16 protein-coding genes are annotated in these 15,658 nt (G+C 38.3%); 12 read left to right on the forward strand and 4 right to left on the reverse strand.

The features are described from left to right. Window positions 1-59: 59 nt before the first annotated feature. Window positions 60-2,552: a penicillin-binding protein 1A gene (locus tag H5092_RS12520; protein ID WP_182712150.1), complete on the reverse strand. Its 2,493-nt coding sequence runs from the start codon at window positions 2,550-2,552 to the stop codon at window positions 60-62. Between the two features lie 130 nt (window positions 2,553-2,682). On the opposite strand from H5092_RS12520, the gene H5092_RS12525 reads away from it, so the two are divergent. The 9 genes from H5092_RS12525 to H5092_RS12565 all read left to right on the forward strand — a co-directional run bounded on the left by H5092_RS12525 (window position 2,683) and on the right by H5092_RS12565 (window position 11,610). Continuing rightward, window positions 2,683-3,762 carry a pilus assembly protein PilM gene (locus tag H5092_RS12525; RefSeq protein ID WP_024596029.1) on the forward strand — a complete coding sequence of 360 codons (1,080 nt, stop codon included), beginning with the start codon at window positions 2,683-2,685 and terminating at the stop codon, window positions 3,760-3,762. Next, window positions 3,750-4,322, forward strand: coding sequence for a PilN domain-containing protein (locus H5092_RS12530; RefSeq protein ID WP_002958376.1), 573 nt, complete (start codon window positions 3,750-3,752; stop codon window positions 4,320-4,322). The genes H5092_RS12525 and H5092_RS12530 overlap by 13 nt, the downstream gene beginning before the upstream one ends. Continuing rightward, window positions 4,312-4,917 carry a type 4a pilus biogenesis protein PilO gene (locus H5092_RS12535; protein ID WP_024596028.1) on the forward strand — a complete coding sequence of 202 codons (606 nt, stop codon included), beginning with the start codon at window positions 4,312-4,314 and terminating at the stop codon, window positions 4,915-4,917. The genes H5092_RS12530 and H5092_RS12535 overlap by 11 nt, the downstream gene beginning before the upstream one ends. Beyond that, on the forward strand, window positions 4,914-5,453 hold the full coding sequence (locus H5092_RS12540) for a pilus assembly protein PilP (protein WP_002958378.1): 540 nt from the start codon (window positions 4,914-4,916) through the stop codon (window positions 5,451-5,453). Before H5092_RS12535 ends, H5092_RS12540 begins: the two co-directional genes overlap by 4 nt. Then, window positions 5,440-7,545 (forward strand): type IV pilus secretin PilQ, encoded by a 2,106-nt coding sequence (locus H5092_RS12545; protein WP_182733618.1) that lies wholly within the window; start codon window positions 5,440-5,442, stop codon window positions 7,543-7,545. The genes H5092_RS12540 and H5092_RS12545 overlap by 14 nt, the downstream gene beginning before the upstream one ends. Before the next feature lie 184 nt (window positions 7,546-7,729). Next, the gene (gene aroK / locus H5092_RS12550; RefSeq protein ID WP_004589350.1) at window positions 7,730-8,248 is read left to right on the forward strand and encodes a shikimate kinase AroK; all 519 of its coding nucleotides are present in this window, start codon (window positions 7,730-7,732) and stop codon (window positions 8,246-8,248) included. A gap of 27 nt (window positions 8,249-8,275) precedes the next feature. Next, window positions 8,276-9,346 carry a 3-dehydroquinate synthase gene (aroB, locus tag H5092_RS12555; protein ID WP_024596026.1) on the forward strand — a complete coding sequence of 357 codons (1,071 nt, stop codon included), beginning with the start codon at window positions 8,276-8,278 and terminating at the stop codon, window positions 9,344-9,346. Then, the gene (locus tag H5092_RS12560) at window positions 9,347-10,699 is read left to right on the forward strand and encodes an SPOR domain-containing protein (RefSeq protein ID WP_182733619.1); all 1,353 of its coding nucleotides are present in this window, start codon (window positions 9,347-9,349) and stop codon (window positions 10,697-10,699) included. It abuts the gene before it with no gap. 53 nt (window positions 10,700-10,752) lie between these two features. Next, window positions 10,753-11,610: a Dam family site-specific DNA-(adenine-N6)-methyltransferase gene (locus H5092_RS12565; RefSeq protein WP_002958383.1), complete on the forward strand. Its 858-nt coding sequence runs from the start codon at window positions 10,753-10,755 to the stop codon at window positions 11,608-11,610. On the opposite strand, the gene H5092_RS12570 is transcribed toward H5092_RS12565, so the two are convergent. Both H5092_RS12570 and H5092_RS12575 read right to left on the reverse strand, forming a co-directional pair. Continuing rightward, the gene (locus H5092_RS12570; RefSeq protein WP_002958384.1) at window positions 11,567-11,752 is read right to left on the reverse strand and encodes a DUF2970 domain-containing protein; all 186 of its coding nucleotides are present in this window, start codon (window positions 11,750-11,752) and stop codon (window positions 11,567-11,569) included. The genes H5092_RS12565 and H5092_RS12570 overlap by 44 nt on opposite strands. 3 nt (window positions 11,753-11,755) lie before the next feature. After that, complete coding sequence (locus H5092_RS12575) at window positions 11,756-12,052, reverse strand: hypothetical protein (protein WP_002958385.1); 297 nt, start codon at window positions 12,050-12,052, stop codon at window positions 11,756-11,758. Window positions 12,053-12,213: 161 nt separating this feature from the next. Here H5092_RS12575 and rpe point away from each other — a divergent pair, with 161 nt between their 5' ends. From rpe to trpS, 3 genes are read left to right on the forward strand one after another with little or no spacing between them, the layout of a single operon-like run. Continuing rightward, window positions 12,214-12,897, forward strand: a complete 684-nt coding sequence (gene rpe, locus H5092_RS12580; RefSeq protein WP_002958386.1) for a ribulose-phosphate 3-epimerase — start codon at window positions 12,214-12,216, stop codon at window positions 12,895-12,897. After that, window positions 12,897-13,562, forward strand: coding sequence for a phosphoglycolate phosphatase (locus H5092_RS12585; RefSeq protein WP_024606487.1), 666 nt, complete (start codon window positions 12,897-12,899; stop codon window positions 13,560-13,562). The genes rpe and H5092_RS12585 overlap by 1 nt, the downstream gene beginning before the upstream one ends. Before the next feature lie 32 nt (window positions 13,563-13,594). Beyond that, window positions 13,595-14,599 (forward strand): tryptophan--tRNA ligase, encoded by a 1,005-nt coding sequence (gene trpS / locus H5092_RS12590; RefSeq protein WP_182733620.1) that lies wholly within the window; start codon window positions 13,595-13,597, stop codon window positions 14,597-14,599. A gap of 114 nt (window positions 14,600-14,713) precedes the next feature. Here the strand turns inward: trpS and H5092_RS12595 are convergent, their stop codons facing one another. Further along, on the reverse strand, window positions 14,714-15,634 hold the full coding sequence (locus tag H5092_RS12595) for a TraB/GumN family protein (RefSeq protein ID WP_182733621.1): 921 nt from the start codon (window positions 15,632-15,634) through the stop codon (window positions 14,714-14,716). Window positions 15,635-15,658 lie beyond the last annotated feature (24 nt).

The raw sequence follows: 15,658 nt of genomic DNA on the forward strand, positions 1-15,658 counted from the left end.
TATTTAAATTAAAACGGCAGCTTAAATAAGCTGCCGTTTTTTGTATTACAGAGATATTATTAAAATAGCTCTTCTTCGGTTTTTGTGTCTTCTTCAAATATATCGTTTGGCTGAGATAGCACATACTTTGTCGGTGCAGTACCTTTTTCGAAGTATTCAAAGCGGCTGGTGTAGTCATTTTTGTGGCTTAGCAAACCAGTGGCTAAATCAATACGAATCGAAACAAGCCCCTCAGGTGGCTCAATTGGCGCTTCAGGTGTTCCCTCAAGTGCGGCTTTCATAAATTCAATCCATGCAGGCTGCGCTGTTTTAGCCCCCGATTCAGCACCAGATATTTGGCTGCTATCTAAGTTGTTATTGTACGTAGAACGGCCAAGAGCGTTACCTGGGTTATCAAAGCCCACCCACACAGAAGTCATTACTTTACTGTTAAAGCCACTAAACCAGGTGTCTACAGAATCGTTAGTTGTGCCTGTTTTACCCGAAAGATCACGACGTTCTAAAGCTTGTGCGCGCCAACCTGTACCACTCCAACCCGTTTTATGGGCCCAACTACCGCCGCCCCAAATACCACTGTGCATTGCATCAGCAATTAAAAATGCATTCTGCTTAGAAATAATTCTCGGTGCACATTTTTTTGTTGGCTCCACTTCATCACTACTATTATGAAGTGAGAATTCATTATGTGTTGGTAAAGACTCTTCGTCACAGGCAAGGGCAGGGTTTGCTTTAAACAATACATTACCGTAAGCATCTTGAATTTCTGAAATAAAGTAAGGTTCAATTAAGTGGCCACCATTGGCAAATGCACTCATGCCACGAGCAAGTTCAAGTGGAGTAATGGAAGCACTACCCAGTGCTAGTGATTCACTGCGATTAATGTCTGAATCTTTAAAGCCAAACTTTAATAAATGATCAGCTGTACGTTGTAATCCAACGCCGCGTAGTAAGCGCACCGAAATAACGTTTTTAGATTGTGCTAAAGCACGGCGAATTCTTATCGGACCATTATATACAGCAGGACTGTTTTTGGGACGCCATGCTACGCCTTGGCTTTTATCCCATTGGTTTATAGGAGCATCGTTTAATATAGACGCAAGCGTGTAACCTTTTTCAAGTGCTGCTGAATATATAAAAGGTTTTATATTAGAACCTACTTGACGCTTTGCTTGTACCGCTCGGTTATATTGACTTTGCTCAAAGCTGTAACCACCTACAATAGCTTTAATTCTGCCATCTTGTGGGTCGAGTGACACAATAGCACTTGATGCTTCTGGTATTTGGCTTAGTAAGTAGCTGTCATCTTCATTTTTACGCACCCATATTTGCATTCCTGGCGTTAAAATATCTGTAGCTGCTTTTGGAGCAAAACTTTGGCGGTAACGAGTAATATATTTACGCGCCCATTTTAAGTTATCCCAAGTAAGAGTTGTGCGCTCGCCACTTTTAAGTAATACCGACGCTGTTTTATCATTAACACTAAGCACGGCTGCTGCTTTCAAAGTACCCAACTCATTTACGCTTTGTAATTTATTGAGTATTTGTTGCTCAGTTAAAGCAGGTTGTGTTTCAGGGTCCCATAAAACATCTGTTGGTCCTCTAAAACCATGGCGCATATCGTAATTATGTAAGTTATTTACAAGTGCGTTTTGCGCTGCTTTTTGAACTTTAGACTCTACCGAGGTGAAAATTTTAAAACCTGAGTTGTAAGCTTTATCTATTCCATAACGCGAGACCATTTCAGCGCGCACCATTTCAGAAATATACGGGGCGTATAAATTTATTTCAGCACCATGAAAATAAGCGGTGATAGGTTGGCTCGTTGCTTCGTTATATTCTTCTTGAGTAATATAATTTTCAGTTAATAAACGCCCTAAAACAACATTTCGGCGTGCTTTTGCACGCGTTGGGTTACGAATTGGGTTTAAAGCTGAAGGGGCCTTCGGTAAACCTGCAATCATCGCCATTTGTGCAAGTGTTAAATCTTTTAACTCCTTACCGTAATAAACTTGTGCTGCAGCACCAATACCAAAAGCGCGATTACCTAATTCTATTTTATTAAGGTAAAGCTCTAAAATTTCGTCTTTTGTTAATACACCTTCAATATGTAGCGCTATAAATATTTCTTTAACTTTACGAATATATGCTTTTTCGCGAGTTAAAAAGAAATTACGAGCAAGCTGCATAGTAATAGTACTTGCGCCTTGTTTTTTCTCGCCGGTAGATATAAGAACAATAGCCGAACGCACAATACCTATAGGATCTATGCCTATATGATCGTAAAATCGATTATCTTCTGTCGCTAAAAATGCATTAATGAGTGTTTGAGGAATTTCATCAATAGTCACTGGAATACGACGCTTTTCACCAAATTGATTGATTAAAAGCCCATCTTTTGTGAATACTTGCATAGGAGTTTGTAATTGCACGTCTTTTAAAACTTGCACACTGGGGATATCAGGTTTAACGTAGTAATAAAGACTGACCAAAGTGATCAGACCAATTAACACACAAATGATAAAAAATTGTAAAGTTCGTTTTAATAAAATCACTTATATTTCCCTAAATGGACTCCCAATTGCGAGTTTTGACTGCTAGTATATATTGATTAAAAAATGAATAATATTTTTTCAGATAAAAATTATAACTTGTTTATTATTAAAACAAAGGCCAAGTTGAAACATGCTAAGTCAACTATTTCAAAAACCGTCCCCGATGATGGTAGGAATTGATATTGGATCGCACTCTATCAAAGCGGTGCTTTTACGTGAAATTGAAACTGGATTTCGACTAGAAGCACTTGCAATTGAGCCGATGCCAAAAGGTGCGATGAGTGAGCGCACAATCCAAGATATTGAAGCGATTGGTAACGTTATTACAAAATTAAGAAAAAAATTACCGAAGTCGTTAAAATCTGCTGCAGTGGCTGTTTCTGGCCAAACAGTTATTACAAAAGTGATCTTCATGGATGTATCGTTAACAGATGCTGAACTTGAATCGCAAATTGAAATTGAAGCTGATAGTTTAATCCCTTACCCACTTGATGAAGTGAGCCTCGATTTTGAGAAGCTTTCGACGAATGAGGCCGATCCTAGCAAAATGAATGTTTTGCTTTCGGCTGCTCGTACTGAGAGTGTTGAAGCACGGGTGGGCGCTTTAGAAGCCGCAAATTTAGAGGCCAAAATAGTAGATGTAGAAAGCTACGCATTGAGCCGTGCTATGGACGTTTACTATCAACAATTACCTAGCGATGCATTTAATAAGTGTGTGGCTGTGGTCGATATTGGCGCAGTTTTAATGCTTGTGAGTGTTGTGCAAGCTGGGGAAACCATTTATACCCGTGACCAAGTTTTTGGTGGCGATCAATATACAAATAGTATTGTTGCTTATTATAATAAAGGCTTTGATGAAGCCGAAATAGGCAAAACATCAGGTGATTTACCGCCAAACTATACCTTTGAAGTATTAGCCCCTTTTCAAACTTCGTTACTTCAACAAGTTCGCAGAGCTGTGCAAATGTTTTTAACAACCAGTGGTAAAGAGCAAATAGATTATATTGTATTAACGGGCGGTACATCGATGATAAAAGGTATCGACCGATTGCTTATTGAAGAACTCGGTATCCACTCAGTTGTTGCAGAGCCTTTTGTAAATATGGAAATTTCCCCAAAGGTAGACCGTAATATAATGCAGCGTCACAAAACGCAGTTTGCAATTGCAACAGGGTTGGCATTAAGGAGTTTTTCAACATGCCACATATAAATCTACTGCCTTGGCGTGAATCACAACGCGAAGAATCGAAAAAGAAATTTGTAACTATACTTGTTGGTGTCGTTATACTTTGTTTTGCAAGTATGTATTTATTAAGCTCTTTTTATAGTGCCTTAAAAGACGGTCAAAACTTAAAGAATAATTATTTAAGCTCAGAAATTAGCATGCTAGATAAAAAAATAAGTGAAATACGAAGCTTAGATAAAAGAAAGGAAAATTTACAACAGCGTATGAGGCTCATTGAAGAATTGCAAAGCAGCCGTAACTTGGGTACGCAAATAATGGATGAAGTTGCCAAAATAGTGCCAGGTGGTGTTTATTTAACAAAACTGGAGCGCAAAGGCAGCCAAATACATGTTTTAGGACGTAGTGAATCTAATAATCGTCTATCAACAATGCTCCGCCAAGTACAAAGCTCATATTTACTAGAGAATCCTTCAATGCAGGGCATTGTTGCAGGCGATCAATCTTCGCGTTTACTTAGTGATTTTAATATGGAATTTTATGTAAAACCATTTGATAAAATTGGTGAGGTTAGCGATGAACCTTGATTTTAAAGCACTGAGTGAAATTGATTGGAATGAAATAGAGCTTGATAACATTGGTGATTGGCCAATTGCTGTTAAAGCAATTTGCTGCACATTTGTTGCGGGCCTTGTATTGTTTTTTAGTTATAGCCTATTAGTTTCTGATGAAATTGACAGCTACCATAGTGCCGTGGCAAAAGAAGTTGAACTACGAACAACTTATCGAACTAAGTATGCAGTAGCGAGCAAGCTTGAAATATATCGTCAACAAATGATTGAAATGGAAGATAAGTTTTCACAGCTATTAAAGCGTCTACCCACTTCGAATGAAACTCCTGGTTTACTTGATGATTTATCATATGTTGGGACAACGAGTGGTCTGACTTTTTTAAAAATAGGTTGGCTGCCAGAAGTTGAAAAAGAATTTTATACCGAGCTGCCTATTAAAATCGAAGTAATAGGTAGCTACCATGAGTTTGGTGAGTTTGTAGGTAAAGTGGCCCAGTTACCCCGAATTGTAAGCTTACATGACTTTTCTATTTTATCATCGGGCGATAAACAGTTAACATTCAGTGTTGTAGCAAAAACATATCGTTATGAAGAAGGGGTTAAAAAATGAAACTCCTTCGCGTAGTACCTTTAGCTATAGCATTTGTTTTAGCTGGTTGTAATGATGACACTTCTGAGCAAAAAGAATTTATTGATCAGGTAAAAGCAAGCACCACACCAAAGGTTGAGACGATTCCTGAACTGACAAAGTTTGAAATATTTGAGTACAGTGCTGGTCAGCTACGTAGCCCGTTTGTAGCGCCTCAGCCTGAGATTATTCAAAATAAACTAACGCAGGTAAAAAACTGTTTGCACCCAGATCAAGAGCGTCGCCGCGAACCGTTAGAGAAATACCCGCTAGATAATTTAGCAATGAAAGGCACAATTGGCTCTAGTGGACAAATATGGGCATTAATTACAGCAACAGATGACACTTTGCACCGCGTAACTGTAGGGAATTATCTTGGAAGTTATGATGGCAAAGTAAAAAGAGTAAGCAACGACTATATAGAATTAGTGGAATTAATCCCTGATGGGTCTGGCTGTTGGAAAGAGCGCCTGACGAAATTAGAAATGTTAGAGGCGGCAACAGATGGCGCAAATTAATAATAAAAAAGGTAAAAATAGGATGCATAAGGATGTACTTTGGCTTCATCGTATTTCACGGACATTACTGGCTGCTGTTGCTTTAGTCACTGTAAACTCAGCCATAGCTGGGCCATTGCTTTATGATGTTCGTTATAATCCATTACTTAAAGGCGAAACTGAATTACAGCTTGTTTTTGATGAAGAGTTAACCTTTGAACCAAAAGTTCAAGTGTTTAATAGCCCAGCCCGAATCGAAATGTTTTTTGATACTGCAGAGTTAGAAGTTGGTTTAAATGATGTTGAAGTTAATCAAGCTGGAATTAGCAGTGTTACTAATGTTTTAACTAACAGTGGTTTAAAGGTAACGGTAAACTTAGATAGATTAAAAATTTATGAGACTGAAGTTCATAATAATTTAGTATCGATACGTGTCTCTGATAACCCTCTTACAGAATCTGAAAATGAAGATGTAGTGATGGACTCAGGTGATGTAAGTGGAAATTACATTAACCGTATCCAGTCAATTGATTTTAGACGTGGTGAGAAGGGTGAAGCAAAAGTACTTGTATTTTTACAAGACACTCAAGCTGCAATTGAAGTCCATGAAAGTGGCGGGAAAATTTACGCTGACTTTCATCACACCGATATTTTAGACGATCTACTTTATGAATTAGATGTATTAGATTTTGGAACTGTTGTAAGTAATATCGAGACTTTTAAAGAAGATGGTTTAAGTCGTGTTGTTATCGAACCTAATGCTCAGTTCACGTTTACGTATCAGCAAATAGATAATATTTTAACGTTGACAGTAGAAAAAGATGAAACGCAAAATGCGTACTTAGATGGTGGGGTTGAGTATCAAGGTCGCCCTATGACCTTAAATTTTCAAGATATCTCTGTGCGTGCAGCACTGCAAATTATCGCGGGTTACAACGACTTTAACTTAGTAACCAGTGATTCAGTAACGGGCAATATAACGCTGCGCCTAGATGGTGTACCGTGGGATCAAGCGCTTGACGTAGTACTACGTATTAAAGGGCTAGATAAGCGCATGGATGGCTCTATATTAATGGTAGCGCCTGCAGAAGAACTTGCAGCACGTGAAGCCAAAGACTTAAAAGCTAAACAGCAAGTTGAAGACTTAGAGCCCCTATATAGTGAATACATCCGATTAAACTATGCTAAAGCCGAAAATTTTGCTGACTTATTAAAAACAGATACAAACAGTATTATAACTGCCCGTGGTAGTGTATCTGTTGATCAACGTACAAATACTTTGTTGGTAAAAGATACTGTAAAGAGTATAGAAAACATTCGCCGGATGATAGAAACGCTCGATATTCCAGTGCAGCAGGTTGTAATCGAATCTCGAATGGTAACGGTACGCGATAACGTTACTGAAGACTTAGGCGTACGTTGGGGCTTTAGTGACCAAGGCAGTAGTGTTGGTATTTCAGGCTCTCTTGAAGGCGCAGAAGGTATTTATAATGCGACATCTACTTCAGATGCACCAAGTATTTCAGACCGATTAAATGTAAATTTACCTATCACTAACCCTGCGGCTAGCATTGGCTTACATATAGCAAAACTGGCTAACGGTACGCTGATTGATTTAGAACTAAGTGCGCTTGAAGAAGAGAATAAAGGTGAGATTATTGCTAGTCCACGTATCATAGCGGCTAATCAGCAAAAAGCCCGAATAGAGCAAGGTACTGAAATTCCTTATACTGAGTCAGCTTCAAGCGGTGCTACTACCGTAAGCTTTAAAAAAGCGGTACTGAGCTTAGAAGTTACACCTCATATCACACCTGATAATAAAGTAATTCTAGATTTAATTATTACTCAAGATACACGTGGTGATACTGTACAAACAGGTACTGGTGAAGCGGTGTCTATTGATACTCAAGAAATTCAAACACAAGTGTTAGTCGAGAATGGCCAAACCGTAGTACTCGGTGGTATTTTCCAACAGCAAATCATTAATACTACGAGTAAAGTGCCAATTTTAGGTGACATTCCTTACGTAGGAAGACTATTTAAAACCACAAGTGAGTTTAATGAAAAGCGTGAATTACTTATTTTCGTGACACCGAAAATACAAATTGATTAAAATACAGTGGTTTTATGTTAACCAACGGGTGATTATTTAGATTAATTGCTCGTTATATGGCTTTTTATTCTAATTGACTTGAAATACCCCTGCAATTACTGAGATAATCCCCTCCTTAATTTTGGGGCCAGGTCGTTAGGCGGGGTTTTATTTCAAATTTTAGAGTTTGTTTGTACTAAAAGATATGGCTGAGAAACGTAATATATTTCTAGTTGGCCCCATGGGGGCTGGCAAAAGCACGATTGGTCGTCACATCGCTGACCAATTACACCTTGAATTTGTTGATTCTGATCAAGAAATCGAACGCCGCACAGGTGCAGATATTGCATGGGTATTCGATCTTGAAGGTGAAGAAGGCTTTAGACTTCGAGAAGAGTCTGTTATTGGCGATTTAACCGAGATGCAAGGTATTGTACTTGCTACCGGTGGTGGTTCAGTAATGAGCAAAGAAGTTCGAAACAAGCTTTCGGCTCGAGGTATCGTTGTATACCTAGAGACACCTATAGAAAAGCAAGTTGCACGCACGCAACGCGACAAGCGTCGCCCATTACTGCAAACTGAAGAAGCACCTCGTAACGTACTAGAGCGCTTAGCAGAAGAACGCGAGCCCCTATACAAAGAAGTTGCCGATTTTGTTGTACGTACCGATGAGCAAAGCGCTAAAGTTGTTGCTAACCAAATCATCGAGAAATTAGATTTTTAAAAACCAATAATAAGGAAATAACTAAGCATGCTTAAATTAACAGTTAATTTGGACGAGCGAAGTTATCCTATTTATATTGGGCAATCTGCACTTCAAGATAATGGCCGCCTGGTTCACCACATTGGTGATTGTCGGCCTATCATCATTACTAATGACACAATAGCGCCTTTATATTTACAAGCGTTACTTGACTCATTAGCAGATCAAAATCCGCTATCTTTTATTATTCCTGACGGTGAACAATATAAATCACTTGAATGGTTTGAAAAAATATCAGCATTTTTACTACAAAATAACTGTGGCCGAGATACGTGTTTAATCGCGTTAGGTGGCGGTGTTATAGGTGATCTAACTGGTTTTGTAGCAGCGTGTTATCAGCGCGGCGTACCGTTTATTCAAATACCAACGACAGTGCTTTCACAGGTTGATTCATCGGTAGGTGGTAAAACGGCAGTAAATCATCCTTTAGGTAAAAATATGATAGGGGCATTTTATCAGCCTCAAGCGGTTTTTATTGATACACAAACATTACACACCCTACCAGCAAGAGAGTTTGCAGCAGGTATGGCTGAAGTAATTAAGTATGGTCTGATTTACGATACCGAATTATTTGCATACTTAGAGCGAAACGTAGCTAATTTGCAGCAACTAGATGAAACGTGCTTACAGCATATTATTTTTAGATGTTGTGAAATAAAAGCGCTTATAGTTGCGCAAGATGAAAAAGAGCATGGTTTACGTGCTTTATTAAACTTAGGTCATACATTTGCCCATGCAATTGAGGCAGAAATGGGCTACGGCGTTTGGTTACATGGCGAAGCTGTTGCAACAGGCATGGTATTAGCAGCTAAACTTGCCAAGACACGCCAAGATTTAAGCGCAAGTGAAGTTGATCGAATTATTAAGCTGCTTGAGCTATATAATTTACCAACAGAAATTCCAAAGCAAATGACTAGTGAGCAGTTCCTAACGCATATGCGTAAAGACAAAAAGAATAAAAGAGGCACTATACGCTTTATTCTACCTACCCAATTTGGCCAGTGTGCATTAGTTGATGATGTTTCTGATGACCAAGTTAGAGACTTAATCGAGCAGTAAATGCAGTCACAAATTTTACCAAGCCGTGCGGCTTTGGTGGATAGAATCGCACTGCAATTTGAGTACGGACAAAATTTAATAGTTTTACTTGGCACATCGGGGCTAGGTAAAAGTTATATGCTCGAAACCTTCATTACAGATAAATACAATGACTTTAATAAAGCGTTTGTGCAAGTAAGTGCACAAATGACTGACGCTCAGCTAATGAGCGATTTATTAGAGCAAAGCTTTAATTCCCCTTTAGTTGATCATAATTTAAGTTTACCTGAAAACTATTACCAGCTGCTTGAGCAACAGCAGTGCGGACCTTGTTTATGGGTGCTTGATGGCGGTAGGCAATTATCTGAAGAGATACTAATTGAGCTTGAGCTGCTTTCTAAAAATAGCCCTAATACGTTGTATATCATAATTGCATCACAGTCTAAACTTGCTTTAAATGATGCTGTCGAAATTTACTTGGAGCCACTGACGCTTCGAGAAAGCAAGATGTTATTGCAGCGGTACTTTACTGATTTACCTTATGATGAAGACCCTGTTTTTAGTACTTTTTTAGCCGAGGCTCATGGTAATCCCAGCTTATTGCTTGCTTGGCAACCTAGTGAGCACATAGCCGATATTATCGTTAAAGATAAAGTATCTTGGCGATTGCACTTATTGATTTTGATGTTGTTAATTATGCTTTTAATTATTGGTCTGCTTTATAAGTCTGATATGACGCAGTGGTGGCAACAATATTATCAGCAGGAAGAAGCGCAAGTCCTAAATACAGCAATATCTGTAGAGCAAGTAAGTGAGCCGGTTATAAAGCAAAATGAGTCAGTAGTTACTTTAAATGACCCTGAAGTAGTTGAGCCAGATATTGAGCCAGAGAGCGTACACATTAATGATGTGCCTGCTATCATGCAAAGTCTTACCGAACCTGCAAATACCGTCAAGGTATTAGACAATGCTATTGATAATAGCGTTAAAAACAAAAGCAGTGAAGCAGGTGAAGTTGTATCTAAAGCTCTAAAAGTAGAGAAAGTAAATACAGCAGAGCAAACTCAGATCAGCCAAGATAATATTTGGTACATGCAGCAAGCAGATACAAATAGTGTTATTCAATTATTAGCGGTAACTCAGCAGGAAGTTCGCGATAATTTCATTGCTCAATTCAATCTACAGCAGCAAGCACATTCTTACCAAACGAAGCGAAATAATCAAATATGGTGGGTTGTTACATTTGGCAGCTTTGAGAGTATAAACGAGGCAAAATCAGCAATGGATACTTTACCCCCTGGGGTTAGAAAAAATAAACCTTTCTATAAAAAAATTAGTAAAATAAAGCAAGAAATAGCAGTCGTTGATCAGTAAAACACACTGCTTTAGTGTAAAATCGCGCAACACCAGATTGAAGTAAAGAGCCAATGCAGCAAAAAAGTAGAGCCTTCCTTAAATGGGCCGGCGGAAAATACAGCCTAGTTGAAAACATTAATGCGCGATTAAACCAAGCTAGCAAGCATGCTGATACTTTGGTTGAACCTTTTGTTGGTGCAGGCTCTGTGTTTTTAAATAGTGACTTTAAGCACTATATTCTCAACGATATCAATGCAGACTTAATTAACTTATATAAAGAGCTTAAAAGCTCTCCAGATGAGCTTATTAGTGACGCTAAAAAGCTATTTGTTGATTTGAATAATCACGCAGATGCGTATTACGAATATCGTGTGCAGTTTAATCAAAGCCGTGATGTATACGAACGTTCAATCTTGTTTTTATACATGAACCGCCATGGTTACAACGGACTGTGTAGGTATAATTTAAAAGGCATTTTTAATGTGCCTTTTGGTAAGTATAAAAAGCCTTACTTTCCTGAAAAAGAAATGTATTTTTTTGCTGAAAAAGCACAAAAAGCAACGTTCACTTGTTTAGATTACGATGACGTTTTTAAGTTAGTGCCTAACAATGCTGTTATTTATTGCGACCCACCTTATGTGCCATTAAGTAAAACCGCTTCTTTTACGTCATACGCTAAAGGGGGTTTTAATTTAGATGATCAGGCTAACTTAGCTAATTTGGCAGAACAAGCCGCATTTGAAAATAACACGCCTGTGCTTATTTCAAACCACGATACCGTGTGGACGCGTAAAATTTATAGCCAAGCATCGCTTGAACAAATTCAAGTAAAGCGCACTATTAGCCCCAAAGGTGGCTCTAGAAATAAAGTTGACGAGTTGATGGCTATGTATTTAGCACCCAAGCAACCACTGCGTAAATTGCGATAACAAAAGCAACAAATAGTACAATCGCAATTAAAATGATGGATAAAGGGGAGTGTTGTTTAAAATCGACTTGGCGTTTATTTTCAGACTGAACACCAAAAAATGCAGCTAGCACACTTTGCAACGCGCTAAAAAATTGTAGCATTATTTAAAATAAAGGTTTTAAAGAAGGAGCGTTTTTAGAATCTTCAGAACTAGTAAGTAGTTCCAGTAAATCAAGGTAATGAAACTGAGCACTACGGCTATCGCCAGTTAACCACGAAAACCATGATGACTCTTCTTCAGCTTTAATACACGCAGTTAAAGTGTTTTGAGCACTTACCACTTGTGTATTATGACAATTACTCACTGAGCTTAATTCTTGCTCAGAGCTTGAACCAAAGCTAAACGCCCCGATAAGCAGTAATGCCGACGCAATTAATATCCCAATTTTAAAAGCACGCATGATGAAATCCAATAATTTGTTACTTTTTTAATCATAGCAAATATTGGTTAAATATCAAACTTAAAGTTACCTAAAATGGGAGCTATTACGCCATATTACTTGGGTAACATCTTCAATTAAGTTACATTAACGCAATACACTATTTATTGATGGAGTTAATCATGTTTAACCCAGAGCAAAAATATTTAATAGCCCCTTCTATTTTGTCTGCTGATTTTGCAAAGCTAGGCGAAGATGTTGATAAAGTTCTCGAAGCGGGTGCTGATGTGGTTCACTTTGATGTAATGGATAATCACTATGTACCTAATCTCACAATTGGTCCTATGGTGTGTAAAGCACTAAGAGATTACGGTATTACAGCACCTATCGACGTACATTTAATGGTTAAGCCTGTAGATAGCATAATACCTTTATTTGCTGAGGCTGGTGCTTCTATTATTACTTTTCATCCTGAAGCCAGTGAGCACGTCGATCGTACAATACAGTTAATTAAAGATCACGGCTGTAAAGCAGGCTTAGTGTTTAACCCAGCAACAAGCCTAAGTTATTTAGACCATGTTATTGATAAGCTAGATACTATTTTACTAATGTCGGTAAATCCTGGGTTTGGCGGGCAAAGCTTTATCCCTCATACGCTTGAAAAATTACGCCAAGCAAAACAGCGTATTATTGAATCAGGCCGAGATATTCGCTTAGAGGTTGATGGTGGTATTAAAGTCGATAATATTGCAGCAGCGGCTCGAGCGGGTGCTGATATGTTTGTTGCAGGCTCAGCTATTTTTAATCAACCTGATTACAAAGTAGTGATTGATCAAATGCGTGAGCAGCTTGGAAGTGTTAAGTAATGAAGTACGATGTCGCCTTATTTGATTTAGATGGTACTTTGGTTGATAGCGTTTACGACTTGTATATCGCTATTAATTTAACCTTGAGCGATTTTGCTTTTCCTATTGTTAGTCAACGCTTGGTTGAAAGTTGGATTGGTAATGGGGTTGAAGTCCTTGTTAAACGCGCTTTGAGTGGCGATATGCAAGTGAGTGAAAATCTAGATGAGTCACTTAGTGGCAAAGCAATATTACAGTTCTATAAGTATTATGAACAGCAAGTTGGTGAGTATAGTGTTTTGTACCAACATGTAGAAACAGGGCTTGCAGCACTTCGCGGTATGCCTAAAGCATTAATCACTAATAAGTCTCGAATTTTTACAGAGAAACTACTCGAAAAATTGGCACTAACGAGTCATTTTGATGTGGTTGTATGCGGTGACGACATGGCAAAAAAACCATCGCCAGAACCATTGCTATTTGCCTGCAAAAAACTAAATGCGGAGCCTAATAAAGCAATAATGATAGGTGATTCTAAAAGCGATATACTTGCAGCTAAAGCCGCTAATATAGACGTAATTGCACTTAGTTATGGCTATAACCAAGGTGAAAGTCTTGAGGATTATAATCCGCAGTACCTATGCGATAACTTCTTAGATATAATACCTGTTCTAACGCAGCGTTAAATATTATTCATTAAGCAAAATAAAGGAAAATCATGAGTAAACCAGTAGTTTTAAGCGGCATTCAGCCAACCGGTGGTATGACAATAGGCAACTATGTTGGCGCTATTAACCAGTGGCTAAAGTTACAGGAAGACCACGAAAGTTTCTTTATGTTAGTAGACTTACACGCTATTACGGTTCGCCAAGAGCCTGAATTACTGCGCTCTCGAGTGTTAGATGGTATTGCTCTTTACGCGGCATGTGGCATTGATCCTGAAAAATCTGCGTTATTTGTACAATCGCAAGTACCTGAGCACGCACAATTGGCATGGGTATTAAATTGTTACGCGCAAATGGGTGAGCTTAATCGAATGACTCAGTTTAAAGACAAGTCATCTAAGCACGCAAATAACGTAAACGTGGGCTTATTTTCATATCCAGTATTGCAAGCTGCGGATATTTTATTATACCAAGCTGATCAAGTACCAGTAGGGGATGATCAAAAGCAACACTTAGAGCTGACTCGCGATATAGCCACACGCTTTAATAATTTATATGGCGACGTATTTAAATTACCAGAGCCGTACATCCCTGAGTTTGGTGCACGCGTAATGAGCTTGCAAGATCCACTTAAAAAAATGTCTAAGTCTGACGAAAACCCAAATGGTTACATCATGTTATTAGATGAGCCTAAGCAAATTGTGAAAAAGCTAAAAAAAGCAGTAACTGATTCAGATGAACAAGCACGTATATATTTTGATCGCACAGAAAAGCCTGGCGTATCAAACTTGCTTACTTTATTGAGTGTTGCAACTAAGCGCTCAATTGAAGACCTAGTTCCTGAGTATGAAGATAAAATGTATGGCCATTTAAAGAAAGATACAGCAGATGCAGTTGTAAATATGATTGAGCCAATTCAAGCACGCTTTAAAGAGATCAGAGAAGATCAAAACCTACTTGATGGCATAATGAAGTCAGGTGCTGAAAAAGCAAGTGTACGTGCTGAGAAAACATTGAAATCGGTATACGATGTGCTTGGTTTTATTCCTCGCGGGTAAGTTTATTAAAATAAAAAATGCCGCTTGTTAGCGGCATTTTTTATATAGCACATATCAACATGATGGACCCAAATAGAAACAGTAGCGATATAGCTAGTTTGTCTGTTTTATCCATTATTCAGCCCCTCTTACTGTTATATCTGCCGTGCTATCAATATCAACTAGAGAAACTTTATAGCCCTTATTTTCAAGTAAGGTAAGTAAACTATCTTGTCCTGCAAGATGGGCAACTCCAACAAGTACAAACTCATTTTTATCGTTGTTAAACATGGCTTCTACTTTTGGTAACCAATCATTATTTCTATCTGTAATGAGTTGTTTATAACTATTCGGATCATTTTTCTGCATATCTTCAAGTGCTACTTTATTTAGGGTGTCTGTATCACCTTTGCGCCAGGCAGCTAAAAGTCCTTTAAACATATCGCCATAGTTGTGAAGCTCGGCTAAGTTACGTTTAATGAAATCGTTTTCGTTGCCTTGACCCATTGTTTTAAAAAGCTCTAACTGAAATTCGATTGTTTCTAAGTAATTTTTTGTTTTGTTATCTTCAGTCGCTTTTTTAGTAAAATAAGCATCAACACCTTCACCCATTAAATTTTGCTTTTGAAGCTCCATCGACATTAAGACAATACTAACCATAGCAGGGCGAAAACCATCTAACTTAGCGAGATTAGCGCCAAACTCGTTAAGCTTATTTTCAAGTGATGCCTTAATCTCGGGTTCTAGTTTTTGACTTAACGTTTCGTTATTTGTATACGATAGTGCGCCTAACATTTGCATTTGCGCATTGGTGTCGGCTGGGTCAGGTAACTGTGCTTCTAAAATAATCGTATCTGCTTGTTCATAAGCATGGTTAAACTCAGCGGGTAGTGGCATTTCAGCTTTAGGTAGTATGTGAACTGTACCGCCAATAAATAGTGAGTCATTACCATTGCTTACTTGCCATACAGAGCTTTGAGCCTGTGCTGTATTTGCTAAAAGACTACAGCTAAGTAATACGCTGGCAGATACTAACTTTTTTGTGAATTTTTTCATGATAATTCCTTTATGTAACTTTTA

The organism is Pseudoalteromonas sp. SR41-7, from assembly GCF_014163935.1.
In the GTDB taxonomy this organism is placed as follows: domain Bacteria; phylum Pseudomonadota; class Gammaproteobacteria; order Enterobacterales; family Alteromonadaceae; genus Pseudoalteromonas; species Pseudoalteromonas distincta.